A 26,120-nucleotide genomic window follows, 5' to 3' on the forward strand; every position below is an offset into this window, starting at 1 on the left:
GGAAACGAAATGACCAAGACATTCAAAATCGCACTGATCGCCGGCGACGGCATTGGCAAGGAAGTGATGCCGGAAGGCCTGCGCGTCGTCAAGGCCGCGGCCGCGCGCTTTGACATCGCGCTCGACTGCCGCGCCATCGAATGGGCCAGTTGCGACTATTACGCTGCGCACGGCAAGATGATGCCGGATGACTGGAAAGACCAGCTGCAAGGCTTCGACGCGATCTACTTCGGCGCCGTCGGCTGGCCGGCCACCGTGCCCGACCACGTCTCCTTGTGGGGCTCGCTGCTGAAATTCCGGCGCGAATTCGACCAGTACATCAACCTGCGCCCGGTGCGCCTGTTCGAAGGGGTGCCTTGTCCGCTGGCAGGCCGCAAGGCCGGCGACATCGACTATTTCGTGGTGCGTGAAAATACCGAAGGCGAATACACTTCGCTGGGCGGCATCATGTACGAAGGCACCGACCGTGAAATCGTGATCCAGGAATCGGTGTTTTCGCGTCACGGTTCCGACCGCGTCCTGAAATACGCTTTCGAGCTGGCCGACAGCCGCCCGCGCAAGCATTTGACGGTGGCCACCAAATCCAACGGCATCGCCATCAGCATGCCATGGTGGGATGGTCGCGCCGATGCCGTCGGCAAGGGCTATCCGGAAGTCAAGGTAGACAAACAGCACATCGATATCCTGTCGGCGCGCTTCGTGCTGCAACCGACCCGCTTCGACGTCGTCGTGGCCAGCAATCTGTTCGGCGATATCCTGTCCGACCTGGGGCCGGCCACCACCGGCACGATCGGCCTGGCCCCCTCGGCCAACCTCAATCCCGACCGCCGCTTCCCGTCGCTGTTTGAACCGGTGCATGGTTCGGCGCCGGACATCTACGGCAAGAACATCGCCAATCCGATCGCCATGATCTGGTCCGGAGCATTGATGCTGGATTTCCTGACACAGGGCCAAGGCGCCGGCCGCGCGGCGCACGATGCCATCGTCCGCGCCATCGAAGCCGCGCTGATCGAAGGCCCGCTCACGCCGGACCTGGGCGGCAAGGCCAGTACGACCGAACTGGGCGTCGCCATCGCGCAACGCGTTGCGGCCGCCTGATCTCCTATCCAATATCGAGGAAACCGATCCATCATGACTTTGACTTTACAGCGCCAGGACCTGATGCCGGGCGCGCAATTGATCGGCGCCAACTGGTGCGATGCCAGCGATGGCCGCCGTCTTGACGTCACCGATCCTGCCAGCGATACGGTCTTTGCCAGCGTGCCTGACGGCAGCGCGGCCGATGCCGCCGCCGCCGTCGATGCCGCCCATGCGGCCTTCCCCGCCTGGCGCGCGGTACCGGCCAAACAGCGCGCGCAAATCCTGAAACGCTGGAACGATCTGATGCTCGCCCATCAGGACGATCTGGGACGCCTGATCTCGCGAGAACAAGGCAAGCCGCTGGCCGAAGGCAAGGGCGAAGTGCTGTATGCCGCCAGTTACGTCGAGTGGTTTGCCGAAGAAGCCACGCGCGCCAATGGCGACGTGATTCCCGCCCCGGTACCGGGGCGCCGCATGTTCGCACTCCGGGAACCGGTCGGCGTGGTCGCGGCCATCACGCCGTGGAATTTCCCGGCGGCGATGATCGCGCGCAAGATCGCACCGGCATTGGCGGCCGGCTGCACGGTGGTGTGCAAGCCCGCCGAAGATACGCCGCTGACCTCGCTGGCATTGATCAAGCTGGCGCAGGAAGCCGGTGTGCCGGCCGGCGTCATCAACATCGTCACCGCCTCGCGCGAACGCACGCCGGAAGTGGTGGATGTCTGGCTCGACGATAGCCGCGTGCGCAAGATCACCTTCACCGGCTCGACCCCGGTCGGCAAGCATCTGGCGCGCCGTTCGGCGGATACCTTGAAAAAACTGTCCCTGGAACTGGGCGGCAATGCGCCGTTCATTGTGTTCGACGACGCCGATCTGGATGTCGCGGTCGAAGGCGTGATGGCGGCCAAATTCCGCAATGGCGGCCAGACCTGCGTGTGCCCCAACCGCGTGTATGTGCAAGCGGGCGTGCATGACGCCTTCCTCGACAAACTGGCCGCCAGGGTCGGCGCCTTGCGCGTCGGCCCGGCCACCGATCCGGCTTCGCAAATCGGACCGATGATCAATGCCCGCGCCGTCGACAAAATCGAACGCCATGTCCTCGATGCGGTGGCGCGCGGCGCCCGTATCGTGGTCGGCGGCAAGCGCCTGCGCTCGGCTTCGTGCGACGGCCCGAATTATTTTGCACCGACCATCCTGGCCGATGTCCATGCCGGCATGGAATGCAGTTACGAAGAAACCTTCGGTCCGGTGGCCCCGGTGACGCGATTTGCCACTGAAGCCGAAGTGATCGCGGCGGCCAACGACACGCCGTTCGGACTGGCGGCCTATTTCTACTCGACCGATGTGCGCCGCATCTGGCGTGTGGCGGAGGCGCTGGAATCCGGCATCGTCGGCATCAATGAAGGTGCGATTGCAGCAGAAGCGGCACCGTTCGGCGGCGTCAAGGAGTCAGGCTACGGACGCGAAGGTTCCGTGCACGGCTTGGACGATTATCTGCATACCAAATACATCTGCCAGGGCCAGCTCTGAAAGGCGCCGGGCGAACCCAATCGGCGTTCGCCCGGCCTTTCCCCGTCCTTCCGAACCGCTGCCGCGACCGTTCCGGGCATGGCCGAATCCGATTTCCGACATCACCGCAGAAAATGCTGCCACGCCGTATAAATAGCTTGAAGATGCGTTTCCGGCACGGCATCTTGCACACGAACACTGGTGCAGGCGGCTTAGGATATACCCAATCCGTTACCTGCTTTTTCCGCGCAGGCCCGTCAACGCCATCCAAAGCTCATCGACATGCAAACATCCACTCTCGTCTCCATTGACCGCGATCACCTGATCCATCCGGTCGCCAGTTTTCGCGAACATGAACACGTCGGCGTCACCATCCTTCAATCAGGACGCGGCGCCTATCTGACCGACCACGCCGGCAAGGAATTGCTGGATGCATTTTCCGGCCTGTGGTGCGTCAATACCGGCTACGGCCAGGACAGCATCGTGCGGGTTGCCGCCGAACAAATGACGCGCTTGCCCTATGCCACCGGCTATTTCCATTTCGGCTCCGAGCCGGCCATCCTGCTGGCGCAAAAACTGGTCGAACTGAGCCCGGCCTCGCTCACCCACGTCTATTTCACGCTGGGCGGCTCCGATGCCGTGGACGCGGCGGTCCGCTACATCACGCATTACTACAATTCCATCGGCAAGCCGACCAAGAAACATCTGATTGCATTGGAACGCGGCTATCACGGTTCCTCGTCGGTCGGCGCCGGGCTGACCGCGCTGCCGAATTTTCATTTCAATTTCGATCTGCCGCTGCCGCATCAGCATTACATCGCTTCGCCCTATCCCTACCGCAATCCGGCCACCGGCGACGAAGCCATCATCGCCGGTTCGGTCGCGGCACTGCGTGCCAAGGTTGAAGCCTTGGGTGCGGACAACGTCGCCGCCTTCTTCTGCGAACCCATCCAGGGTTCCGGCGGCGTGATCGTGCCGCCGGTCGGCTGGCTCAAAGCGATGCAAAAAACCTGCAATGAACTGGATATCCTGTTCGTCGTGGATGAAGTGATTACCGGCTTTGGCCGCACCGGTCCTCTGTTCGCCTGCGCGGCGGAAGACGTCCAGCCGGATCTGATGACCATGGCCAAGGGCCTGACCGCCGGTTATGCGCCGATGGGCGCGGTGATGATGTCGGATCGCGTCTACAACGGTATCGCCGATGGCGCCGCGCCACAAGTCGTGGTGGGCCATGGCCAGACCTATTCGGCGCATCCGGTGAGCGCCGCGATTGGCCTGGAAGTCCTGCGCCTGTATCACGAAGGCGGTCTGCTGGCCAATGCTGCGGCACAGGAACCGGTATTTGCCGGCGGCCTGCGTGCGCTGGCAGCGCATCCGCTGGTAGGCGATGCCCGCAGCCGCGGTTTGCTGGGCGCGCTGGAACTGGTGGCCGACAAACATACCAAACAGCGCTTCCCGGCGGAACTGAAGCTGCATGAACGGATCGCCGGCGCCGCCTACAAGCATGGTCTGATCTTCCGCGCGTTCGGCGACAATATCCTCGGCTTTGCCCCGGCCCTGTGCTACACCAGTGACGACTTCGCGCTGATGTTTGCACGACTCAAGACCATTCTGGATGAAGTGTTGGCGCAACCCGAGGTGCGCGACAGCATGGCCTGAGTGGCTTTGCGGGCAAAAGCACTGGCGGCGGAATCCGTGAAAGATTGAGGCGACGCAGGACATCGCAACGGATACGGCAAGACATATCAAGACACAGCAAGACACAATTTCAGGATTGTGCCGTGTGATAGGATAACGTTCTAACAAGTTGAACTAGAGGGCGACAATGAATGCTAATGGTGCTCTGAAACTGGATCGCATTGATTTACGGATTCTGTGCCACCTGCAGCAGAACAGCCGGATCACGAACGTGGTGTTGGCCGACGCCGTCGGACTGTCGCCCAGCCCTTGCCTGATCCGCGTAAAACGCCTGGAAAAAGCCGGCTACATCAGCGGCTATGGCGCCTATATCCGCCTGGAAAAACTGAGCGACGTACAGGTGGTGTTCACCGAAGTGACGCTGTCCGATCACCGCCGCGAAGACTTTGCCAAATTTGAAGCTTACATTCGCAATGTCGATGAAATCATTGAATGCCATCTGGTGAGCGGCGGCTACGATTATCTGCTGAAATTCGTCACGCGCAGCGTGGTGCACTACCAAAGCATTATTGAAGACCTGCTCGAACAGAATTTGCACATTGAAAAATATTTCAGCTATATCGTGATCAAATCGCCCTTCATCAAACACCACTATCCGCTGGAAAAATTCATTCAAACCTGAGCAGCCGCACTTGTTTGCATCAATGCTTTGAGGGATGCGCCGGCCGTGCATCCCCTTTCTCGCATGCTCTCGGGGGCCGTGACGGGTGTATTTATCTGAATAAACTCAACCACTTGCGAACAAGTCTGCGCAATACGGGGCGCGATAACAAAGCACAAGGTACGCCATCGGCATCCGAGCTGAATTGCTCCGCATTCCGGGCAACGGCGTCATTGCCGGCGAGATGAAGCAAGCAGGCATAAGGAAGATGTGTCATACACGACTCTCGCTTTCATACATGATCCGGACGTTCTCTTTATTCCTACCAACGTATGTGCAAGATATATGCCAATCTGAATGCAGATTGTCGTTTTGCACCGGAACCGATGATCTGCATCACTAGCCGTTTCATGGATGACCTGGCCTGAATGGCGACGTGCCGCCATGTCCTGAAAACCGCGCGCAACCTTGCGCACGACGGTGCTTCATGCAATGCATGCCGGCTCCTGTGAGCCCTCTCTGTTGCCGATGAATGGATCCTGCCGCGCTTGTTCGCGTCTTTTTTGTTCAGGCTTTTTCTTGTTCGGGCTTTTCGATTTTCTCCGGCTTGAATCGCGTCACCAGGAGCTGATTGATCCTGTTGCCTTCGATGTCGACAACTTCGAATTTGTAATCGGCGAACAGCGCAAAGTCGGTTTTCTTCGGAATTTTTCGCAGCATGTACATGATGAAACCGGCCAGCGTTTCATATCCCATCGGATTCGGATATTCGCTGATGGACAGTGCATTCATCACCTCGGCCAGCGGCGTGAGGCCGTCCATCAGCCAGGAGTGTTCGTCGCGCTTGACGATCTGCTGCTCTTCCGACGACAGGTTGAGCAGATTGCCCATCAGCACGCTGGTGACGTCGGTGATGCTGATGATGCCGACCACCAGCGCATACTCGTTGACGACGACGGCGAGGTCTTCGTCGACGGCTTTCATGCGCTCCAGCACTTCCCACAGATTGAGGCTGTCAGGAATCGACAGCGGCACGTGGATCAGGCCCTTGTCGCGCAGCGAAAACTGCTCGCCCTTGAGCAGGCGCTTGAGCACGTCCTTGCTGTCGATGTAGCCGAGCACGTCGTCGATATTGTTTTCGCAGACGAGGAAGCGCGAGTGCGGATGGTCGATGATCTTCTGGCGCAGCATTTCCTCGGTATCGGTGACGAGGAAATAGACGATGCTCTCGCGCTGCGTCATGGCCGAGGGCACGTAACGGCTTTCCAGCTCGAACACGTTTTCGATCAGGTGATGCTCCTGATGCAGCAAGGCGCCGGCCTGTGCGCCGGCGTCGACGATGGCGTGGATTTCATTGGGCGTGATGACGTCGTGGCGCACCTGCGGCAAACCGAACAGAGTGAAAAACATCTTCGACAAGCCGTTGAACAGCCAGATCAGCGGCTTGAACACGCGCTCCAGGAACAGCATCGGGCTGACCAGCATGATGGCAGCGCGCTCGGGCGCCAGCATTGCCAGGCGCTTGGGCATGAGGTCGGCAAACAGGATGAAGAAGGCGGTGACCAGCAAAAAGGAAATCGAAAAACTCACCGTATCCAGCCACGGTCCCTGATACACCGTGCTCACCGCGCTGACCATGTGCGGCGTCAGCGCCGGCTCGCCGACCACGCCGCCGAGAATGGCGACGGCGTTCAGGCCGATCTGCACCACCGTGAAAAAATTGCCCGGCTGCGCCTGCAGGGCGAGCACGCGCAAGGCATTGGCGTCGCCTTCCTTGGCGAGCATTTCGAGACGGATTTTGCGCGAGGCGGCGAGGGAAATTTCGGCGCAGGACAAAAATGCGCTGATGACCACGAGCAAGAGGATCAGTAAAAAGCTGGCGAAAAAACTCATTTTTCTTGTCTCTTGAAGTCGCTATGCGCCTATTCTCTCCTGTCGGAGGGGAAAAGTACAATCCGCAGCCTGGAGTCGTGAACAAAGCGCCGCTGGCAAGGCGCGCCCGCGCAGACAGTACGGAGGTACGGCAAGTGGGTGCAACGCCGCCAGCGGCGCTTTGTTCACGACTCTCAATAGACGTCGCGGCGGTAGCGGCCTTGCTCCGCCATGCTCTCCAGCACTTGCTCGCCCAGAATCGCACTCAGCGCCTGCGCCACGCCGCCTGCCATGCCCTCCAGACTGCCGCAGACATAGATGGCGGCGCCATCGTCGACCCACTGTTGCAGCAGGTGCGCCGCTTCGCGCAGGCGGTCCTGCACATAGATGCGCTGCGCCTGATCGCGTGAAAATGCCAGATCCAGGCGTGCCAGCATGCCTTGCGCCTGCCAGCGCTCGATCTCGGTGCGATGGAAAAAATCATGTTGCGCGGAACGTTCGCCGAACAACAGCCAGTTGCGCCGACGGTCCAAAACAATGCGCGCCTTCATGTGCGCGCGCAAACCCGCAAGGCCGGTGCCGTTGCCGATCAGGATCAGCGGACAATCGTCGACGGGCGGGTGAAAGCCGCGATTCTGCCGCACGCGCAAATCGAGTTCACCCCGCTCGCCCAGATGCGCCGTCAGCCAGCCTGATCCCAGTCCCGGATTGCCGTCCGGCAGAACCGTCCGGCGCACCAGCAATTCCAATTGACCGTCCTGCGGCAGCGAGGCGATCGAGTATTCGCGATGCGGCAGCGGCTTGAGACCGTCCGCCAGGGCTTGCGCCGTCATTCCCTGCAAGCGCGCCAGCTCCACTGCATCGTGCGGCAACAGGCTGCGTGCGAGGACCTCGCCAAGGGTGGCGGTTCCGTCCGGCGCCTGGTCATGCACGGGTGCGCCGCCATCCAGTTGCAAGGCATCCAGCAAGGCGCTCACTTTGGCGGGAGCGTTGCGCGGACCGATTTCGGCAATGTCGCCGGCTTGCCATGACAGCGGCTGTTGCGCATCGACAGGCTTGAACGCCAGGTGGAAAGCCGCTCCGCCGGCGCTGCCGGGATTGAGCAGACGCCGCTCGGACAAGGTCCAGCGCTCGTAGCCGGGCGCGCTCCAGTCGGCCATGTCGGCATGGCCGCTCAGCACGCCCAGATGATACTGCCAGTGGCGCAAGGCGCCGGGGTCGCCATTGTCGACCTCCACCATGTCGAACATCGCATGCGCGCCATGGTGGCGCAGCCAGGCATCGAGCGCATGGCCGAAGGCGCAATACTGCACGTAACTGCGATCGCCGAGCGCCAGCACGCCGTAGTGCACATCCTGCAGCGTCGCCGCCTGCCCCATCACCTTGCGCGCAAACCCTGCGGCACAGTCGGGAGCGTCGCCTTCTCCGGTCGTGCTGACCACGAACAGCACGCGGCGCACCGCTTGCAACTGCGCCAGATCCAGCTGTGCAAGGCTGCAGGCGCGAACCTGCATGCCGGCGTCTTTCAAGGCTTGCGCCGTCTGTTGTGCGATCTGCTCGGCAAAACCGGTCTGGCTGGCAAACGCGATCAGTACTTCTTGAGGGGTATCGCCCGTCCGGTTAGCATCGCCGTGCTGCCACACCAGCGCCGCCTGTTTCTTGCGACGATGGCTAACGAAAATGACAAAGCAGAACACCATGTAAAACAGCAGCACCAGCGCCGCCACGAACAAACGTCCGGCAGTCGCCTCCAGCAATTGCATCCGGCCGATGGCCACCGTCGCGCAGACGGCGCAGACCAGGCCGGTCAGGCCGGGACCGGGCAGGAATTGCGTACGCACAGGTTTGCTCATCCCAGCATCGCCTGCATGGCCGGGGTCAGGCGCTCGCGGAATCCGTCGCCGTCGCGACTGATGAACAAGGCCGCCACGCCATGGCGCAATGCGAGCGCAAGGCCGTCTTCGTCACCGAGCACCATCAATGCCGTGGCCCAGGCATCGGCGGTCATGCAGTCGGCATGCAGCACGGCGACGGATGCCAGCGCGTGCGCGACCGGTTGCGCCGTGCGCGGATCGATGGTGTGCGAGTAGCGGCGATCGCCGTCTTCGAAATAGCGTCGATAGTCGCCGGAAGTCGCCAGCGCCACGCCGTGCAGCGCGACAACGCTTTGCAGGCGATCATGCGTGCTCGATGTCGCGGGAGGATGCTCCATGCCTGCCCACCACGGCTGACCGTCGGCCTTGACGCCGTGTCCGTACAATTCACCGCCGACTTCCACGAGATAACTGACGACGCCGATTCTGCGCAGATAAGCGGCAACAAGATCGACGCCGTAGCCCTTCGCGATGGAAGAAAAATCGAGATACAGGCCGCCCGGTTGCAGCAAGGCATGGCGCGCGCGATCGATGTGAATGCGCTGCCAGCCGCAGCGCTGGCGTTCGCGTGCGATGGCGGCATCGTGCGGCCGGTCCGGGCGTTTGGGATCGGGGCCGAAGCCCCACAAATTAACCAGCGGGCCGACACTCGGGTCATACGCGCCGCCGCTGCGCTCGGCAACGGCAAGCGCACAATCGAGCACCTTCAGGAAATGCGCAGGCAACACATGCCAGCTATCGGCGGCAGCGTGGTTGTAGCGGCTCAGGTCGGAGTCGACGCTCCAGGTACTCATCTGCGCAACGACCAGATCGAGCTGAGCTTGTATGCCTTCCCGAATCGTCTCCGGATCACCGCCCGTCGGACGGATCAGCTTGACCGACCAGGACGTGCCCATCGTCAACCCGGACAGGCTGTCGACGACGGCATCAGCCGGAACAGGATCGGGTTGAGACAGGCTCAGCGGGATAAAAACGCGATTCATGACGGTACAGACAATTCTTTCCGGAGAGGGATGGAGAAGGCCGTCGGATGACGGCCCGTGAAAACAGCGTTCGCCGCCGGTACGGCGAACGCCTGACACGTCAACAGAGCTTCTTAAGGCGCCAACACTTCCAGCGTCGCGGTGTAATTGGCGCGACGATCGGTAGCCGGCTTGAGGTTGGGCTTGTTGTCCTTGACCGTCGCTTCCATCCAGTACATGCCGGCCGACGGCCAGGTCACGCTGAACTTGCCGTCGGCGTCGGTCGTCGGCGTCAGTTCGTTGAGCTTGTCGCGATAGCGCGTGCCGCCCGGCACCACCGTCACCTTGACGTTGGCGGCCGACTTGCCGTCGAGCAGCATGCGGAAGCTCGCCGTTTCACCGGCGATCAGATCGGTCGGATGCGTGATCGCCTGCAGCTCCAGGCCGGCGCCGGTGGTTTCCAGCACTTTCTTCGACGGCTTGCCGGCGGTGACGAAGGTCTCGATGCGGCCCTGCATCTGCGTCACTTGCAAATCCTTGGCATCGGCCGGGATTTCCCTGGCCAGGGTCTCGGCGGTGCCGCGCCAGCGTTTGGTCTGACCGGCGGCATCCTTGTAGCTGCCGAACAGGCCCATGCTGATGACGGCGATCTTGTAGGTGCCGCTTTGCGTCAGATGCAGGTCGAAGCTGGTGCGGTATTTGCCGGTGTAGGCGTTTTCCGGCTTGGCGAAGGTGCCGTCCGGCGCCGTCACTTGCAGGCCGTCCAGTTTCAGCGCGAAGCTTTCGAAGAAGAACAGATCGTTCGACACCGCGGCATCGACCGTGACCCAGGGATCATTGCCCGACAGGACCGTCGACGCCGGCAGCAGCCAGGTGCGATGCGCGCTGGCGGACAGCGGCAAACCGATTGCCAGCGCCATGGCCAGCGCGGCGAATTTGAATGAACGTTTCATGTGTCCTTCCGGTTACGGTTTGAAGTCCAGCGTGATGGCGCCAAGCTCGGATTCGCCCTTGCCTTTGGCGCTTTGCCCGGCCTTCGGCGGCCATTGCAGCGGCACCTTGACCACTTCGCGGCCGCCCACTTCGCGCGCCGCTTCCACCATCAGAACGTAGTCGCCGGGCGGCAATTGCGCCAGCGCGCCCTTGTCGCCGCTAAACGTCAGTTGCTGCTCGCCGGCAGGACGCGTCGCCCCGCTCACGCCGTCGACGGGCATCTGCACGTCGCGGCCGGCGCGGCGCCACCATTGGCGCAGGTCCTTCAGCCATTTCTCGCCTTCCTTGTCTTTCTTCTTGACGTCGTACCAGACCGCCAGCGTCGCCGCGACGCTTTGGTCGGGACGCTCCAGCCAGACGGCGACGTAGGGACGGTGGTACTCGGCCACGTTCAACCGCGGGATTTCGACTTTGACGTTCATGTCCGCCGCCACCACCGGCAACGACACCACGCCCATCAGGGCAGCCGACAACGTCGTCGGCAACAGACCAGGGACCAGCACGCGCATATGACTCAACCTCGCTTGTGAAAGAAATAAATGAAAAATCAATGAATGAAAATGATCGCCAGCACCAACGGCACGATCAGCCCGAGTCCGACCAGCGGCCAGGTCACCGGACGATTGCCGGCATGCAGTTGCAGCAAAAACATCCCCGTGATGCAGAACACCAGGCAAGCCACGGCGAAGATGTCGATGAACCAGCTCCACGCCGTGCCGGTATTGCGGCCCTTGTGCAAATCGTTGAAATAGGAGACCCAGCCGCGATCGGTTTTTTCATATTCGACCTTGCCGCTGCCGAGGTCGACGCGCAGCCAGGCGTCGCCGCCCGGACGCGGCAGGGAGACGTACAGCTCGTCGGCCGACCATTCGCCGGTCTGCTGCTCTATCGCGACCGACAATTGCTTGTCGAGCCAGGTCTTCAGCGGCGCCGGCAAGACATCCTTGTCCTTGTGCTGCTCCGCGGTCAGTTGCGCCAGCAAGTCCCTGGGCAACTGCGCCTGCTTGCTCGACACCTGCGGATGCGCCTCGATTTGCGCGGAATGATTCAGCGTCAGGCCGGTGGCCGCGAACAGCAGCATGGCGACCAGGCAGATGGCCGAGCTGATCCAGTGCCATTGATGCAAATGCTTGAGCCAGAACGAGCGACGTTGCTGTTTTGGCATGTTCCCGGCGGCGACTTCCCTCATGTTCCACTGAAGATGGCCTCAAAGCGCCAATCTAAATAATAATAATTCTCAATTATAACTTCGAGTTGAAGGAAAAATGCAGCCTTTCTTCAGGATTTACTTTGCGATACATAAGGCTGCAGATCGATACAGACGCCCGCCTCTCCGCGCGAAGGCAGGACTTCCACCGGCTGGATCTCTTGCAAAACCAACAAGATTCAGGACGAAAAAAAAATCGCCGGGCACATGTCCACGGCGATTCCGCTCCTTCAATGCAGATATGTCGCAATCCGCCGGCGGCTCACGCCATGTCAGCGCAGCAGCTCATAAGGACCGCCCCGCTCCAGCGCACGCTGATAGGCCGGACGTCCGTGGATGGCCTCCAGATACTTCAGCAGATTCGGATAATGCCCGTCGAGGCCGCCGCGCGAACGGGCGCCTTCCACCGGAAAGCTCATCTGGATGTCGGCTGCCGAGAAGGTATTGCCGGCAAACCAGGTGCTCTTGGAGAGTTCGCCTTCCAGATATTGCAAATGCCGTTTCAGTTGCGGATCGACCATGCGGCCCAACACCCCGTTGCAGATCAGGCGGGCGACCGGCCTGATCAGGCCCGGCACCGATTTCGGCAGACGGCTGAAGATCAGCTTCATCAGCAAGAGCGGCATCGCCGAGCCTTCTGCATAGTGCAGCCAGTAGCGATAGCGCAGCCGCTCAGGGGTGCCGGCTGCGGGGATGAATTGGCCGTTGCCGTAGCGTTCGACCAGATATTCGACAATCGCGCCGGACTCGGCGATCGTCAGGTCGCCGTCGGTAATCACCGGCGATTTGCCCAGCGGATGGATGTCGCGCAGCGACTGCGGCGCCAGCATGGTCTTGGGATCGCGCTGATAAAACTTGATGTCGTATTCGAGTCCCAACTCTTCCAGCAGCCATAGCACGCGCTGGGAACGGGAGTTGTTCAGATGATGGACGGTGATCATGTATGGCGCCTTTCTGTAGAATGCGTAGCAACGCTACTCTAACAGCAGAATAAAGCAGAACAATAAAGCATGGCCCGTACACCCACTACGCCTCAAATTCCGCTCTACAAAAAATTCGCCGACGAACTGGCGGCGTCCATCCGTGCCGGCGTCTTGCAGCCGGGCGAGCGCGTGACGTCGGTGCGCGTCGCCAGCCAGCAGCACAACGTCAGCGTCACCACGGTGGTGCGCGCCTACGAATTGCTGGAAAGCCGCGGCATCATCGAGAGCCATCCGCAGTCGGGCTATTTCGTCCGCAAGACCGCCGCGCAAACGCCAGCGCCGACGGCTCCCAAACTGCTGCCGCCGACACATCCTGCGACCCAGCAGCCGCATGAAGTCGACGTCAGCCGGCTGGTGCTGGCGACGCTGAAAACCATCCAGCAAGACGGCACCATCCCGCTCGGCTCGCCCTACCCGAATCCGGCGCTGTTCCCGTCGCAGCGCATCGGCCAGTACGCCAGCCGCATCACGCGCAACAGCGACAGCTTCAGCGTCTTCACCGATCTGCCGCCGGGCCACCCCGACCTGCTGCGCCAGATCGCACGGCGCTATCTGGAAACCGGCCTCAACATCGCCCCGGAAGACATCATCATCACCGTCGGCGCGACCGAAGCCATCAATCTCTGCCTGCAAGCCGTGGCGCAACCGGGCGACACGATCGCGGTGGAGACGCCGACCTTCTACGCCATGCTGCACGCCATCGAACGCATGGGCATGCGCGCCGTCGAAGTGCCTACCGATCCGCTGGCCGGCATTGACCTCGATGCGCTGGAAGCCTTGCTGCAAACCCAGAAGATCGCCGCCTGCATGGTGATGCCCAACTTCCAGAATCCGCTCGGCTCGATGATGCCGGACGCCAACAAGCAGCGACTGGTCGACCTCGCGCATCAATACGACATGCCGCTGATCGAAGATGCGGTCTATAGCGAGTTGTTCTACGGCGCAGCGCATCCGACCTCGCTCAAAACCTACGACCGCGACGGCCTGGTGCTGCACTGCTCGTCCTTTTCCAAGAGCCTGACTTCGGCGTACCGCGTGGGCTGGGCGATTCCCGGCCGCTATCGCAACCAGGTCGAAAAACTCAAATTCCTCAACACGCTGGCCACGCCGACCATCCCGCAGCGCGCGATTGCCGAGTACCTGACGCAAGGCGGCTACGAACGCCATCTGCGCCGAGTGCGGCGCGGTCTGCTGCAACAGCGCGATCTGATGCGGCATTTCGTCTTGAGATTTTTTCCTGAAGGGACGCACGTGTCGGAGCCGGCCGGCGGCTACATCCTGTGGATAGCGCTGCCGCCGCGCGTGGATGCGATGGAGTTGTACCGGCGCTGCCTGGTGCTGGGCATCACGATCGCACCGGGGCGCATCTTTGCCGCGACCAACCGCTACAGCCATTTCATTCGCTTGAACTACAGCTATACGTGGTCGAAAGAGATTGAAAAAGCCTTGAAGACGATAGCCAAAATCGTCGCCGAACTTAGCTGAAACTCAGCCGTGCAATTTGAGTCCGGCAGCCGTCAGGATGGCGTTGCCGGCGCCGTCGTCATTGATCACCACCGTCGCAATTCCCGCCTCTTCCAGCGCCGTCAAAAAGCGCCGTAACGTACTCATGCGCAACTCGGTGCGCTTGGACAGACGCGCCAGCGACAGCGGCGCCTGGCTGCGCTGATACTCCTGGTACAGCTCATCCAGGATGCGCACCAGCTCGGGCGGCAATTGTTCGCTCGCGTCGTCCATGCAATGTCTCTCAGGCCGCCTTGGCGTGCTGTACCGCAGCGCGATGCAACAGTACTGGAATCGATTTCGACGTCGGCGTACGCGCCTGGTCGGCAAAACTTTCCAGCGGCACCAGCGGATTGGTCTCGGGATAGTAGCTGCCGAGGCAACCGCGCGGGATGTCGTATTCCACCAGCAGGAAACCGTCGGCGCGGCGTTCGATGCCATCGTCCCAGACGCTGACGACGTCGACCCACTCGCCGTCCTTCAACCCCAGCACGTCCAGATCCTGCTTGTTGATGAAGATCACGCGACGCTGGCCGAACACGCCGCGATAACGGTCGTCCATGCCGTAGATGGTGGTGTTGTACTGATCGTGCGAGCGCGTGGTCATGAGCGTCATCAGCTTCTCCCCGTACATCTTGCGCGCGCGATGGATAGGCGTATCCAGCGGAATCGCATTGACCACGAAATTGGCCTTGCCGGTGCCGGTCTTCCAGACGCGGTCGCGCGAGGCGACGCCCAGATGGAAGCCGCCGGGGTTGGCGATGCGCTGGTTGTAGTCCTTGAAGGAGTCGTAGACTTTTTCGATGGCGTCGCGGATGCGCGAATAGTCTTCGGCGTACCAGAGCCAGGCTATCTTCTTGCCATTGTCGCGATGTTTCATCGTCGCCTCGGCGATATGCGCGACGATGGCGGTTTCCGACATGCAGTTTTCCGAAGCCGGCTTGTTGATGCCGTAGGAGACGTGCACCATGCTCATCGAATCCTCCACCGTCACGCCTTGCGCGCCGCCGGCTTGCATGTCGATCTCGGTACGGCCCAGCGTCGGCAGGATCAAGGCGTCCTTACCGTGCACCAGATGGCTGCGGTTGAGCTTGGTGGTGATGTGGACGGTCAAGTTGCACGAACGCATGGCGTCGAAGGTGCGCGGCGTATCCGGCGTGGCCATGGCGAAGTTGCCGCCCAGGCCGATGAAGACCTTGGTGCGGCCTTCCAGCATGGCCATCACGGAGCCGACGGTGTCGTTGCCGTGGTGGCGCGGCGCCTTGAATTCGAACACCTGTTCCAGGCGGTCGAGGAAAGCGTCGGTCGGCTTTTCATCGATGCCGACGGTGCGGTCGCCCTGCACGTTGGAGTGACCGCGCACCGGACACAGGCCGGCGCCCGGACGACCGATATTCCCGCGCAACATCATCATGTTGGACAACAGCTGGATGGTGCCCACTGCATGCTTGTGCTGGGTCAGGCCCATGCCCCAGGTGGCGATCACGGCCTTGCCCTTGACGTAGACCTGCGCCAGCCTTTCGATATCCTCGCGCGACACGCCCGACTCGCCGATGATGTCGGCCCAGCTTTCGGCGCGTGCGTCGGCGGCGAATTCGTCGAAACCGGAAGTATGTTCTTCGATGAATTTCACGTCCAGAACGCGCTCACTGCCCTTGAGCAGCGCTTCGTCGTCCAGCTCGATGGTGCGCTTGATGACGCCCTTGATCAGCGCCAGGTCGCCTCCCAGCGTCGGGTGGATGAACATCGAACTGATCCGGGTGCTGCCCATGGTCAGCATTTCAATCTTGCTTTGCGGATCGGCAAAGCGTTCCAGCCCGCGCTCCTTCAAAGGATTGATCGCCACGATGGTGGCGCCGCGTTTGGAGGCTTCACGCAATTCGCCCATCATGCGCGGGTGGTTGGTGGCCGGATTCTGGCCGAACAGCAGCAAGGTGTCGCACAGGTCGAAGTCGTCCAGCAGCACGGTGCCCTTGCCGACGCCGACGGTGACCGGCAGGCCGACGCTGGTCGGCTCGTGGCACATGTTGGAACAGTCGGGGAAATTGTTGGTGCCGTACTGGCGCACGAATAGCTGAAACAGGAAGGCGGCTTCGTTGCTGGCGCGGCCGGAGACGTAGAAGTCGGCCATGTTCGGGTCGGGCAGCGCATTCAGATGGCGGCCGATCAAGTCGAAAGCTTGCGGCCAGGCAATCGGCACGTACTTGTCGCTGATGGCGTCGTAGACCATCGGCGCAGTCAGGCGGCCATGGTCTTCCAGCTCGTAATCCGACTGTTGCATCAGCTCGGCCACGGTGTGCTGCGCGAAGAACTCGTTGGTCACGCGCTTCTTGGTGGCTTCGGCCGCCACCGCCTTGACGCCGTTTTCGCAGAATTCGAAGGTGGAGGTGTGCTCGCGGTCCGGCCAGGCGCAGCCGGGGCAATCGAAACCGTCCGGCTGGTTTTGCGACAGCAGCGTGCGCAGGCCCTTGCCGTCGGCCACGTGTTCCTTGACCAGATTCAGCGCCACGTACTTCAGCGCGCCCCAACCGCCTGCGGGATTGTTGTAGGTCTCGATCTTTGCCTTGCCTGCCTTCGCCATTTTTCGCTCCACCAATACAATTTCAGATGATGGAGAGTTTACTCCTGAGCGCCGAGTCCGGCGTACACAGTAGGGTGGGCAAAAAGGAAGTACAGCCGGCGATATCGTCACGGGAGGCATTCTTGCCCACCGCCGACAGCATCACTTCCGTCGTCCCAGCAAACGCTGGGACCCAGTGTCGTTAAGACTTTAGCCTGAGCGCTGACGACGCTGGGTCCTGACTTTCGTCAGGACGACGGCGATGCGAGCCGGCAGACGTTACAGCAGCACGTCGTCCCGAATACACGCGCGCCAGCGGCCCGGCGCGACTTCGCGCAGCTCGGGAACCGTCGCCGCGCAAGCCTCTTGCGCATACGGGCAACGCGTGCGGAACACGCAACCCGAAGGAGGATTGGCAGGGCTGGGCAGATCTCCTTGCAAGGTGCGACGGTTTTTGGCCTGCTCCCGCGCATCCGACTCCGGCTTGGGCGAAGCCGCCAGCAAAGCCTGAGAATACGGATGCAAAGGCCTCTCGAACAAGGCGGAAGCCGGCGCGATTTCCATGACTTTGCCCAGATACAGCACCACTACGCGGTCGCAGATGTATTCGACCACGTCCAGATCATGCGAAATGAACAACATCGCCAGATTGAAACGCTGGCGCAGGTCTTGCAACAAATTGATCACCTGCGCCTGAATCGACACGTCCAGCGCCGATACCGGTTCATCGGCGACGATGAAACGCGGCTCCACCGCCAAGGCGCGGGCGATGCCGATGCGCTGGCGTTGGCCGCCGGAAAACTCGTGCGGATAGCGCGCACCGTGTTCCGCACGCAAGCCGACCAGTTGCAGCAGCTCGGCGATGCGCGCGGCGCGGGCTTCGCCGCGATGCAGGCCGTGGGTGTCGAGCGCTTCGCCGATGATGTCGCGCACGCGCTGGCGCGGGTTCAGGCTGGCGTAGGGATCCTGGAAAATGATCTGCATCTCGCGGCGCAGAGCACGCATGCGCGAGGCCGACAGATTGGAGATGTCTTCGCCCTGATAACGGATCTCGCCGCCGCTGCTTTCCATCAGGCGCAGCAGGGTGCGGCCGACGGTACTCTTGCCCGAGCCGGATTCGCCGACCAGGCCCAGCACTTCGCCCGGCATGATGGTGAAACTGACGTCGTCGACGGCGCGGATGGGCGCGTCTTTTTGCTTGCCGCTGAAGTATTTCTTCAGATTGCGAACTTCGACCAACGGCGCGACGTTGGCATTGTTGGCATTATTGGCGATATCAGTACTCATGCCGACTTCCTCAAAATACAGCGGACATTGTGCCCATCGTCACCCAGCGTCAGCGGCGGCATGGCGACACGGCAGGCATCCGAGGCATGGCTGCAACGCGGTTCAAAAGCGCAACCCGGCGGCGGCGCCAGCGGACTCGCCACCTGGCCGGGGATCGCCGCCAGACGCGGACGCTCGCCGGCGACGGCGTGGTTCTTGCTGCGGCCCGGCAGGCAGTTCAGCAAGCCGGCGGTGTAAGGATGCTGAGGCTTGTCGAAAATCTGCGGCACGCTCCCCTGCTCCACCATGCGGCCGGCATACATCACGGCGACACGGTCGGCGATCTCGGCCACCACGCCGAGGTTGTGGGTGATGAACAGGATGCCGGTGCCGGTTTCGCGCTGCAGCTTTTGCAGCAGCGCCAGGATCTGCGCCTGTATCGTCACGTCCAGCGCCGTGGTCGGCTCGTCGGCGATCAGCAGCGAAGGATTGCACGACAAGGCCAGCGCGATCATCACGCGCTGGCGCATGCCGCCCGACAACTGATGTGGATATTCATAGAGGCGACGCGCGGCGGCGGGAATCTCGACCAGCTCCAGCATGCGCTGGGCGTGGATCATGGCGTCCTTGTGACTCTTGCCCAGATGCAGGCGCACGCTTTCGGCGATCTGGTCGCCGAGCGTGAAGACCGGATTCAGGCTGGTCATCGGCTCCTGGAACACCATCGCGATTTCATTGCCGCGCAACTGGCGCAGGCTGCGTTGCGACAGGCGCGTCAGGTCGACGGTGTCGCCGTCGCGGCGCCTGAAGCGGATGCTGCCGCCGACCACGCGACCGGCATCGGCCGGAATCAAACCCATGATGGACAAGCTGGTCACCGACTTGCCGGAACCGGACTCGCCGACCACGGCCAAGGTCTCGCCGGCGTTGACGGTGAAACTCACGCCGTCGACCGACTTCACCGTGCCCTGCTCGGTGAAAAAATGCGTCTGCAGGTTGTCTACCTCCAGCAGCGGAGTCCCTTTCGGAACAATCTGTTGTTGCATGATCTGTACTCTCTTTGCTGGAGGAATTAGAGGCTCTTGCGCAGGCGCGGATCGAGCATGTCGCGCAGGCCGTCGCCGACCATCTGCAGCGACAGCGCCGACAGCACGATGGCGATGCCGGGGAACACCACCAGCCAGATCGCCTGCTCGGCGTAGGCCTGCCCGGAAGAAATCATCGTGCCCCAGGTCGGCAGCTCGGGCGGCACGCCGACGCCGAGGAAAGACAAGCCCGCTTCCGCCAGGATCGCGTAGGCGAAGATGAAGGTGCCCTGCACCAGGATCGGCGACAGGATATTGCCCAGCACGTGGAAGAACACGATGCGCACCGTCGACACGCCCAGCGCGCGCGCCGCTTCCACGAACAACAGCTCGCGCACCACCAGCGTGGAGGCGCGCACGATGCGCGCCACCCGCGGCGTATAGACGATCGCCAGCGCCAGCACCACGTTGATCAGCGAGGAGCCGAGAATCGCCACCAGCGCAATCGCCAGCAGGATGTCGGGGAAGGACATCATGGCGTCGACCACGCGCATGATGGGCGCATCCATGCGCTTGAAAAAGCCGGCGCACAAGCCCATCAGCACGCCCGCCACCAGCGAGATCACCACCACCAGCGCGCCGATGGTCAGCGAATAGCGACCGCCGGTCAGCACGCGCGTGAAGATGTCGCGGCCGAATTCGTCGGTGCCGAACCAGTGCGACGCCGACGGCGGCTGCAGCCGCGCCATGATGTCCAGCGCCGACGAATCGTAAGGAGAAGTCAGCGGCACCACGACAGCCAGGACGGCCAGCAGCACCAGGCTGATGACGCCGAACATGACCAGCTTGCGCCGCATGAATTTGGAGAGAAAAGCAAACATGGAAAATCCTGTGATTCTGTTCAAGAGCCGGATCAATACCGCACGCGCGGATCGATCAGCGTGTACAACAAATCGATCGCCAGGTTGATCAGCACATAGATCACGGCAATCGCCAGCAAGGCCCCCTGGATCACCGGATAGTCGCGCCGCTGCACCGCCGACACCACGAGGTTGCCGACGCCCGGCAAGCCGAACACGGTCTCGGTCACCACCGCCCCGCCTATCATCAGCGCCGCCGTCAGGCCGATCACGGTCACCACCGGAATCAGCGCATTGCGCAAGGCGTGACGCAGGATCACGCGACGCTCGTTCAGCCCCTTGGCGCGTGCGGTGCGGACGTAGTCATCAGACAGCACGTCCAGCATGGACGCGCGCGTGAAGCGGATGATCAGCGCCGAATTGAGCACGCCCAGCACCACCGCCGGCAGCAGCAAGTGATGCAGGCGGTCCCACAGCGGCGCGCCCGGATCGCCGTAACCGGCCACCGGAAACCAGCCCATTTTCACGGCGAATATCTGCATCAGGATCAGGCCGAACCAGAAGCTCGGAATACTCGCACCCAGCATGGCGATGCCGGTGAACACTTGATCCACCACGCGGCCGCGCCACACGGCGGAAACGATGCCGCAAGGAATGCCGATCAGGCAAGCCAGCGCCACCGCAAAAATCGTCAGGAAAAAAGTCGGCTCGGCACGCGACGCCAGCGCTTCGGTCACCGGCATCTGCAAGAAGATGGACTGGCCGAGGTTGCCCTGCGCCAGCTCCTTGAGCCAAAAGCCGAACTGCACCAGCATCGGCTTGTCGAGGCCGTATTGGGCGCGCAGTTTGGCGATGTCGGCGACGGTGGCCTGGTCGCCCAGCATGATCGCGGCGGGGTCGCCCGGCGCCAGGCGCGTGATGAAGAACACCAGCACGGCGACGATCAGCATGACGATCACCATGCCGGTGAAGCGTCCTGAAAGGTAACGAAGCATAGACGTGGAATCAGTTAGAAAAATTTGCCGGCCAGGCGGCTTCATCAAAAATGAAACCGCCTGGATTTACATTGAAGCAGTACAAGCTCGAACATGGCTGCAATGACACAGCCCAGCTAAAGAACGACATCTCTCATCAGCTTGTCGTCCTGACGAAAGTCAGGACCCAGTGTCGTATCGACCGTCTTGACGACACTGGGTCCCAGCCTTCGCTGGGACGACAGCGATGAACGGAAGCGCAGTCGAAGAGAGGTCCGCAGTCTGCGCATTGTTCAGCAATACTCCAGGCCATTTGATTGATCAATCCGCCAGCCTGGTATTCCAGAAATACGGCCAGGGCATCGGCGTGTAACCCTGCAGCTTGGACGATTTCGCGGTCAGGCTGTTGAAGCTGCCCAGGCGGATATACGGCACTTCGTCGTACACCACGCCCTGCACCTTGCCCCACAATGCGCCGCGATGCGCCGGATCCATCTCGTGCGAGAACACGGTGACCGAGACATCCTTGCCCGCGCTCTTCCAGCCGCCCGGCGCGCCGTCGCTCAGTTGCGGCGGCGACAGTGTAGGTTCAGGCAGGAAGGCCGAGTGCGTCATGTAGATGTCCCACAGCGCGGGATCGTTGCGACGCTGGATCAGCGTGGCCCAGTCGACCACCTGCATGTCGACCTTGAAGCCGGCCAGCTTCAGTTCTTCACCCATCACCAGCGCCATGCGGTAGTGGAACTCGTACTGCTTGCTGGTCAGGATCTTGACCGGCTCGCCCTTGTAACCGGCCTTGGTCGCCAGGTCGCGCGCCTTGGCGGCGTTGGCCTGGTTATACGAGGCCGTACCGTCCATCGAATAGAACGGCGAGCCCTTTGGGAAATGATTGCCTTCGACCGAGAAGAACTTCGGATCGCCGAAACCGGCGGTCATGATTTCCTTCATGTTGAGCGCCGCCTGAATCGCCTGGCGCACGCCCTGCTTTTGCAGCGGACCTTGCACCGTGTTCAGCACCACATACGGAAAGCCGAACGGCGCGGTGATGACCGGCACGACATTCGGTTTGCCTGCCAGGCGCGGCGATGCTTCCGCCGGCAGCAGATCCGCGAACTGATATTGGCCGGACAGCGAACCTTCGACGCGGGTGTTCGGATTCGGCACGGGGATGAAGCGCAGTTCGGACAGCAGCGCCTCGCGCTTGCCGGCGTAGCCGCTGGCGGCTTCCTTGCGCGCGCTGTAGCCGTCGAAGCGGGTCAGCAGCACATATTGATCGGGCTTGCGCTCCTTGAACTGATAAGGACCGGTGCCGATGAAATCCTTCAAGGGATTGACGGCGGATTCCTTCGGCATGATCGCAGCGAAACCGGACGGCAGCGCCAGGTGCGCCAGCAGCGGCGCATAAGCGTTCTGCATGCTCAGCACGATGGTGTAAGGACCTTTGGCGTCGAGGCTCTTGATCTCTTTGGATACCGCCTTGCCGCGCGGCGCGATGTCCATCCAGCGCTTGAGCGAAGCGACCACGTCGTCGGATTTCATCTCTTTGCCGTTGTGGAATTTGACGCCCTTGCGCAGTTCGATGGTGACGGTCTTGCCGTCGGCGCTCACCTTGGGCAGGCTCTCGGCCAGCATCGGTTGAATGACCCACTTGGCGTCGAAGGTGTACAGCGGTTCATAGACGTGCTGCATGATGGTCGCGACCAGATCGGTGGTCGACGCCATCGGGTCCAGCGTTTGCGGCTCGGCCACCATCGCCAGGTTGGCGACGCCGCCTGGAGCTGCCTGCACCAAAGGTGATACACCTATCGACGCCAGCACCGCTGCACTCGCCGCACATTGAAATAGCAGACGCCTGCCCTTGTTGAACGACGGTAAAAAAAATCGCACTGTCATCATCCTCTCCTACATGCCTGCTGGGTTGAAAATCCTGGCCTTGCGAACGGCTACCGGCTGAATCAGAACTGCCGATGAGGCGACGCCCCTGTTGCGCCGTTTGCTGATGTTTTGTTTTTTATTCTTTTGCTGCAACTGCTTGCTGAAATTTTTGGTAGTTTATATCACGATGTTTGAAGCAGCAATCAGTAAATACATGGGAAAGTTAGGAATCCCTTATCTACGAAGCATTACGAGAAAAAGCAAGAACTGTTATTTAGTAACATAAATGCTGCGCCGCCCCAAAAACAGGCGAAATATCGACCTCGCTCACCAAACAAGGGCGCGTCATCGGCGACGCCTTGCCGTCAAAAATTGCTGCAAAAATGCGACCCGGAATGCCATCGGAGACAGGTAACGGCCGGAGTAAAAATCGGCGCGCGTCACGAGATGGTGCATGGGGAAAAATTGCGCTTTGCAACAGACCGTCGCAGCGAACCGGCAAAAACGATGGGTGGATTTTTTGCAACAAGACGAGACGGTGAATGTCGTTGCTGTCGTTGCTGTCGTTGCCGAAGCAAAAGCGGCGAAATGAAAAAAACCGCGGGAGGGGGCAGCGGACAAGATGCCGCACTCGACACCCTGCGCCGTTGATGACATGGAACGACTCAGCTTTCCATCGCGATCAGCTTCTTGCGCAAGACCGTAAGGCCATGCCGCAGCTGCGCGATCTCTTCTTCGGAGTTGTCGCTCATGGCCTGATCGGTCACCTGGTCGACGATGACCTTGGCCTGCCAAAACATCTCGCGTCCGCGGTCCGTGATCTGCACCACCACCGATCGCTTGTCATGTTCAGAAGCGCTGCGCGCAATCCATCCGCGCGCTTCCATCGCGTGCAGGATGCGGGTGACGCGGGTACGCTCATAGGCGGTCCATTGCGCCAGTTCCTGCATCGTCAGCGGCCCCTTGCGCAGTATGGCGCTCAGGGTCCGGTATTCCGTGGGAAGGATTTCCAGCGGCCGCAAAGCGTCTTGCAACAAGTGATTGCGCCGGTACACCACCTGCGTGCACAGGAAGAAAAGATGCGTTTCCAGTTCCGCTTGATTTGACTGATCTGACATTTTTTAATGAACAAAAAATTGACGATATATCTGCTGCGCCCGGCAAGCTTATTCCTCCAGCGGCAGGGCCAGCGTTTCCTTGATCTCTTCCATCACCACATAACTCTTGGACTGCGCCGCGCCCGGCAGTTGCAGCAAGATGTCGCCGAGCAGCTTGCGGTATTCCGCCATGCCGCGGATACGCGCCTTGATCAGGTAGTCGAAATCGCCCGACACCAGATGACATTCCTGTACTTCGGGGATGCGCAGCACCTCGCGACGGAACTGCTCGAACATATTTCCCGACTTATGGTTAAGAGTGATCTCCACGAACACCAGCAAGGTCGCCCCCAGCGTTTCCGGATTGATGCGCGCGTAATAGCCGCTGATGACGCCGTCGCGCTCCATGCGCTTGACGCGCTCGATGCATGGCGTGATCGACAGGCCGACCTGCTCGCCGAGATCTTTCATCGAGATGCGGCCGTCCTTTTGCAGGACCGCCAGGATCTTGCGGTCGAGCTTGTCCAGGGTGCGTACTGAAAGCTGCTGCGTTCTCATTATTTTTTCTCGTTTTTAGCAATTAATACACAAACAAAGACTGCTTATTTATCAATATCATAGTTTTAAATTCTATATCCGTATAACTATTTCAGGGAAATCACCATGCGTGTCGTCATTCTGGGCAGCGGCGTCATCGGCGTCACCAGCGCGTACTACCTCGCCAAGGCCGGCCATCAGGTCACCGTGCTCGATCGCCAGCCCGGTCCGGCGCTGGAGACCAGCTTCGGCAACGCCGGCCAGATCTCGCCCGGTTACGCCTCGCCATGGGCAGCACCCGGCATCCCGCTCAAGGCCCTGAAATGGATGTTTGAAGAACACGCGCCGCTGGCGATCCGCCTCGACGGCACGCTGCAGCAGCTGCGCTGGATGTGGCAAATGCTGCGCAACTGCAATGCCGACCGCTACGCCGTCAACAAGGAACGCATGGTGCGCCTGGCCGAATACAGCCGCGACTGCTTCCGCCAGCTGCGCGCCGACACCGGCATAGCTTACGAAGGCCGCCAGCAAGGCACGCTGCAACTGTTCCGCACGCAAGAGCAATTCGACGGTGCGCAAAAGGATATCGCCGTGCTGCGCCAGACCGGGGTGCCCTACGAGCTGCTGACCCGCGACCAGCTCGCCGGCGCCGAACCGGCGCTGGCCAAGGTCAGCCACAAACTGACCGGCGGTCTGCGCCTGCCGAACGACGAAACCGGCGATTGCCAACTGTTCACTACCAAACTGGCCGCAATGGCCGAAGAACTGGGCGTGCGCTTCCGTTACGGCGTCGACATCGAGGCGCTGGCTATGGCCGGCGGCGAAATCGACGGCGTGGTGTGCGGCAAGGAGCTGGTCAAGGCCGACAGCTACGTGGTGGCGCTGGGTTCCTACTCCACCAACTTCCTGCGCAACATCGTCGACATCCCGGTGTATCCGCTCAAGGGCTATTCGATCACCGTGCCGGTGGTCAATGCCGAAGCGGCGCCGGTATCGACCATCCTCGACGAAACCTACAAGATCGCCGTCACGCGTTTCGACAACCGCATCCGCGTGGGCGGCATGGCGGAAGTGGTCGGCTTCAACAAGGAACTCAATCCGAAACGCCGCGCGACGCTGGAAATGGTGGTCAACGACCTGTTCCCCGGCGCCGGCAATACCGCGCAAGCCAGTTTCTGGACCGGCCTGCGTCCGATGACGCCGGACGGCACGCCCGTCGTCGGCGCCACGCCGATCGGCAACCTGTTCATCAACAGCGGCCACGGCACGTTGGGCTGGACGATGTCGTGCGGTTCCGGCCAACTGCTGTCGGATCTGATCTCGGGCCGACGTCCGGCCATCGCCTCGGACGATTTGTCGGTGGCGCGTTATATGGGGCGGCAACAATTCCACGCCACGGCGACGGCCTGACACGCTGCAAGTCACGGCGGATCACGACTCCAGCGACAACCTACCAAGCCGAAGCATTGCGCTTCGGCTTTTTTCATTTCCCGTTTCGTCCGACGATGATCGCCCATGTAGGAAACGTCCCACATGTGCTGTCTGGTTACACTGACATTCCTGCCGACGCAATACGCCGATAATCGATCCGTCGACGGTTGCATCTCACAACGCCCCTCCGCCGTTCACGATCAAGTCATTCTG

The 26,120-nt window shown here is 61.3% G+C and carries 23 protein-coding genes; 6 read left to right on the top strand and 17 right to left on the bottom strand.

What is annotated here, in order from left to right:
* Positions 1-9: 9 nt before the first annotated feature.
* From PMI16_RS18275 to PMI16_RS18290, 4 genes are all read left to right on the top strand, one after another.
* Positions 10-1,098: a tartrate dehydrogenase gene (locus PMI16_RS18275; protein WP_007882277.1), complete on the top strand. Its 1,089-nt coding sequence runs from the start codon at positions 10-12 to the stop codon at positions 1,096-1,098.
* 33 nt (positions 1,099-1,131) lie between these two features.
* A complete protein-coding gene (locus PMI16_RS18280; protein ID WP_007882278.1) occupies positions 1,132-2,610 on the top strand; it encodes an NAD-dependent succinate-semialdehyde dehydrogenase in 1,479 nt (492 codons plus the stop codon).
* A gap of 261 nt (positions 2,611-2,871) precedes the next feature.
* On the top strand, positions 2,872-4,248 hold the full coding sequence (locus PMI16_RS18285) for an aspartate aminotransferase family protein (protein ID WP_007882281.1): 1,377 nt from the start codon (positions 2,872-2,874) through the stop codon (positions 4,246-4,248).
* A 166-nt stretch (positions 4,249-4,414) separates the two neighbouring features.
* Entirely contained in the window at positions 4,415-4,909 is a 495-nt protein-coding gene (locus PMI16_RS18290) for an Lrp/AsnC family transcriptional regulator (RefSeq protein ID WP_007882282.1), read from the top strand.
* A 546-nt stretch (positions 4,910-5,455) separates the two neighbouring features.
* On the opposite strand, the gene PMI16_RS18295 is transcribed toward PMI16_RS18290, so the two are convergent.
* The 7 genes from PMI16_RS18295 to PMI16_RS18325 all read right to left on the bottom strand — a co-directional run bounded on the left by PMI16_RS18295 (position 5,456) and on the right by PMI16_RS18325 (position 12,737).
* Complete coding sequence (locus tag PMI16_RS18295) at positions 5,456-6,781, bottom strand: hemolysin family protein (protein WP_007882283.1); 1,326 nt, start codon at positions 6,779-6,781, stop codon at positions 5,456-5,458.
* Between the two features lie 173 nt (positions 6,782-6,954).
* Complete coding sequence (locus tag PMI16_RS18300; RefSeq protein ID WP_007882286.1) at positions 6,955-8,613, bottom strand: flavodoxin domain-containing protein; 1,659 nt, start codon at positions 8,611-8,613, stop codon at positions 6,955-6,957.
* Entirely contained in the window at positions 8,610-9,617 is a 1,008-nt protein-coding gene (locus PMI16_RS18305) for an FAD:protein FMN transferase (RefSeq protein WP_007882288.1), read from the bottom strand. The genes PMI16_RS18300 and PMI16_RS18305 overlap by 4 nt, the downstream gene beginning before the upstream one ends.
* Positions 9,618-9,730: 113 nt before the next feature.
* Entirely contained in the window at positions 9,731-10,549 is an 819-nt protein-coding gene (locus PMI16_RS18310) for a DUF4198 domain-containing protein (protein WP_007882289.1), read from the bottom strand.
* Between the two features lie 12 nt (positions 10,550-10,561).
* The gene (locus PMI16_RS18315) at positions 10,562-11,098 is read right to left on the bottom strand and encodes a DUF2271 domain-containing protein (RefSeq protein ID WP_007882290.1); all 537 of its coding nucleotides are present in this window, start codon (positions 11,096-11,098) and stop codon (positions 10,562-10,564) included.
* Between the two features lie 38 nt (positions 11,099-11,136).
* The gene (locus PMI16_RS18320; protein ID WP_034381206.1) at positions 11,137-11,754 is read right to left on the bottom strand and encodes a PepSY-associated TM helix domain-containing protein; all 618 of its coding nucleotides are present in this window, start codon (positions 11,752-11,754) and stop codon (positions 11,137-11,139) included.
* Positions 11,755-12,068: 314 nt separating this feature from the next.
* A complete protein-coding gene (locus tag PMI16_RS18325; protein ID WP_007882293.1) occupies positions 12,069-12,737 on the bottom strand; it encodes a glutathione S-transferase in 669 nt (222 codons plus the stop codon).
* A gap of 69 nt (positions 12,738-12,806) precedes the next feature.
* On the opposite strand from PMI16_RS18325, the gene PMI16_RS18330 reads away from it, so the two are divergent.
* Positions 12,807-14,264 carry an aminotransferase-like domain-containing protein gene (locus PMI16_RS18330; protein ID WP_007882294.1) on the top strand — a complete coding sequence of 486 codons (1,458 nt, stop codon included), beginning with the start codon at positions 12,807-12,809 and terminating at the stop codon, positions 14,262-14,264.
* Between the two features lie 3 nt (positions 14,265-14,267).
* Here PMI16_RS18330 and PMI16_RS18335 read toward each other — a convergent pair whose 3' ends face one another.
* The 10 genes from PMI16_RS18335 to PMI16_RS18375 form a co-directional block, all read right to left on the bottom strand.
* The gene (locus tag PMI16_RS18335; protein ID WP_007882295.1) at positions 14,268-14,516 is read right to left on the bottom strand and encodes a helix-turn-helix domain-containing protein; all 249 of its coding nucleotides are present in this window, start codon (positions 14,514-14,516) and stop codon (positions 14,268-14,270) included.
* Between the two features lie 10 nt (positions 14,517-14,526).
* A complete protein-coding gene (locus PMI16_RS18340; protein WP_007882296.1) occupies positions 14,527-16,863 on the bottom strand; it encodes an FdhF/YdeP family oxidoreductase in 2,337 nt (778 codons plus the stop codon).
* A gap of 258 nt (positions 16,864-17,121) precedes the next feature.
* Positions 17,122-18,129, bottom strand: coding sequence for an ABC transporter ATP-binding protein (locus tag PMI16_RS18345; RefSeq protein ID WP_007882297.1), 1,008 nt, complete (start codon positions 18,127-18,129; stop codon positions 17,122-17,124).
* Complete coding sequence (locus PMI16_RS18350) at positions 18,126-19,154, bottom strand: ABC transporter ATP-binding protein (RefSeq protein ID WP_007882298.1); 1,029 nt, start codon at positions 19,152-19,154, stop codon at positions 18,126-18,128. The genes PMI16_RS18345 and PMI16_RS18350 overlap by 4 nt, the downstream gene beginning before the upstream one ends.
* 26 nt (positions 19,155-19,180) lie before the next feature.
* Entirely contained in the window at positions 19,181-20,014 is an 834-nt protein-coding gene (locus PMI16_RS18355) for an ABC transporter permease (RefSeq protein WP_007882299.1), read from the bottom strand.
* A 32-nt stretch (positions 20,015-20,046) separates the two neighbouring features.
* Positions 20,047-20,988 (bottom strand): ABC transporter permease, encoded by a 942-nt coding sequence (locus tag PMI16_RS18360; RefSeq protein WP_034381208.1) that lies wholly within the window; start codon positions 20,986-20,988, stop codon positions 20,047-20,049.
* 300 nt (positions 20,989-21,288) lie between these two features.
* Positions 21,289-22,860 carry an ABC transporter substrate-binding protein gene (locus tag PMI16_RS18365; protein WP_007882303.1) on the bottom strand — a complete coding sequence of 524 codons (1,572 nt, stop codon included), beginning with the start codon at positions 22,858-22,860 and terminating at the stop codon, positions 21,289-21,291.
* Positions 22,861-23,116: 256 nt separating this feature from the next.
* Positions 23,117-23,473, bottom strand: coding sequence for a hypothetical protein (locus PMI16_RS26040; protein ID WP_157212697.1), 357 nt, complete (start codon positions 23,471-23,473; stop codon positions 23,117-23,119).
* Between the two features lie 34 nt (positions 23,474-23,507).
* A complete protein-coding gene (locus PMI16_RS18370; protein WP_007882304.1) occupies positions 23,508-23,960 on the bottom strand; it encodes a MarR family winged helix-turn-helix transcriptional regulator in 453 nt (150 codons plus the stop codon).
* A 48-nt stretch (positions 23,961-24,008) separates the two neighbouring features.
* Entirely contained in the window at positions 24,009-24,497 is a 489-nt protein-coding gene (locus PMI16_RS18375) for an Lrp/AsnC ligand binding domain-containing protein (protein ID WP_007882305.1), read from the bottom strand.
* Positions 24,498-24,602: 105 nt separating this feature from the next.
* Here PMI16_RS18375 and PMI16_RS18380 point away from each other — a divergent pair, with 105 nt between their 5' ends.
* A complete protein-coding gene (locus PMI16_RS18380) occupies positions 24,603-25,886 on the top strand; it encodes a D-amino acid dehydrogenase (protein WP_007882306.1) in 1,284 nt (427 codons plus the stop codon).
* The last annotated feature ends 234 nt before the right edge of the window (positions 25,887-26,120 follow it).

It is taken from the genome of Herbaspirillum sp. CF444, from assembly GCF_000282135.1.
Classification (GTDB): domain Bacteria; phylum Pseudomonadota; class Gammaproteobacteria; order Burkholderiales; family Burkholderiaceae_D; genus Herbaspirillum.

Bases quoted from the DNA above. Each gene is read 5' to 3' on its own strand.
- PMI16_RS18275 (WP_007882277.1), top strand. From the start codon at position 10: ATGACCAAGACATTCAAAATCGCACTGATCGCCGGCGACGGCATTGGC.
- PMI16_RS18280 (WP_007882278.1), top strand. From the start codon at position 1,132: ATGACTTTGACTTTACAGCGCCAGGACCTGATGCCGGGCGCGCAATTG.
- PMI16_RS18285 (WP_007882281.1), top strand. From the start codon at position 2,872: ATGCAAACATCCACTCTCGTCTCCATTGACCGCGATCACCTGATCCAT.
- PMI16_RS18290 (WP_007882282.1), top strand. From the start codon at position 4,415: ATGAATGCTAATGGTGCTCTGAAACTGGATCGCATTGATTTACGGATT.
- PMI16_RS18295 (WP_007882283.1), bottom strand. From the start codon at position 6,781: ATGAGTTTTTTCGCCAGCTTTTTACTGATCCTCTTGCTCGTGGTCATC.
- PMI16_RS18300 (WP_007882286.1), bottom strand. From the start codon at position 8,613: ATGAGCAAACCTGTGCGTACGCAATTCCTGCCCGGTCCCGGCCTGACC.
- PMI16_RS18305 (WP_007882288.1), bottom strand. From the start codon at position 9,617: ATGAATCGCGTTTTTATCCCGCTGAGCCTGTCTCAACCCGATCCTGTT.
- PMI16_RS18310 (WP_007882289.1), bottom strand. From the start codon at position 10,549: ATGAAACGTTCATTCAAATTCGCCGCGCTGGCCATGGCGCTGGCAATC.
- PMI16_RS18315 (WP_007882290.1), bottom strand. From the start codon at position 11,098: ATGCGCGTGCTGGTCCCTGGTCTGTTGCCGACGACGTTGTCGGCTGCC.
- PMI16_RS18320 (WP_034381206.1), bottom strand. From the start codon at position 11,754: ATGCCAAAACAGCAACGTCGCTCGTTCTGGCTCAAGCATTTGCATCAA.
- PMI16_RS18325 (WP_007882293.1), bottom strand. From the start codon at position 12,737: ATGATCACCGTCCATCATCTGAACAACTCCCGTTCCCAGCGCGTGCTA.
- PMI16_RS18330 (WP_007882294.1), top strand. From the start codon at position 12,807: ATGGCCCGTACACCCACTACGCCTCAAATTCCGCTCTACAAAAAATTC.
- PMI16_RS18335 (WP_007882295.1), bottom strand. From the start codon at position 14,516: ATGGACGACGCGAGCGAACAATTGCCGCCCGAGCTGGTGCGCATCCTG.
- PMI16_RS18340 (WP_007882296.1), bottom strand. From the start codon at position 16,863: ATGGCGAAGGCAGGCAAGGCAAAGATCGAGACCTACAACAATCCCGCA.
- PMI16_RS18345 (WP_007882297.1), bottom strand. From the start codon at position 18,129: ATGAGTACTGATATCGCCAATAATGCCAACAATGCCAACGTCGCGCCG.
- PMI16_RS18350 (WP_007882298.1), bottom strand. From the start codon at position 19,154: ATGCAACAACAGATTGTTCCGAAAGGGACTCCGCTGCTGGAGGTAGAC.
- PMI16_RS18355 (WP_007882299.1), bottom strand. From the start codon at position 20,014: ATGTTTGCTTTTCTCTCCAAATTCATGCGGCGCAAGCTGGTCATGTTC.
- PMI16_RS18360 (WP_034381208.1), bottom strand. From the start codon at position 20,988: ATGCTTCGTTACCTTTCAGGACGCTTCACCGGCATGGTGATCGTCATG.
- PMI16_RS18365 (WP_007882303.1), bottom strand. From the start codon at position 22,860: ATGACAGTGCGATTTTTTTTACCGTCGTTCAACAAGGGCAGGCGTCTG.
- PMI16_RS18370 (WP_007882304.1), bottom strand. From the start codon at position 23,960: ATGTCAGATCAGTCAAATCAAGCGGAACTGGAAACGCATCTTTTCTTC.
- PMI16_RS18375 (WP_007882305.1), bottom strand. From the start codon at position 24,497: ATGAGAACGCAGCAGCTTTCAGTACGCACCCTGGACAAGCTCGACCGC.
- PMI16_RS18380 (WP_007882306.1), top strand. From the start codon at position 24,603: ATGCGTGTCGTCATTCTGGGCAGCGGCGTCATCGGCGTCACCAGCGCG.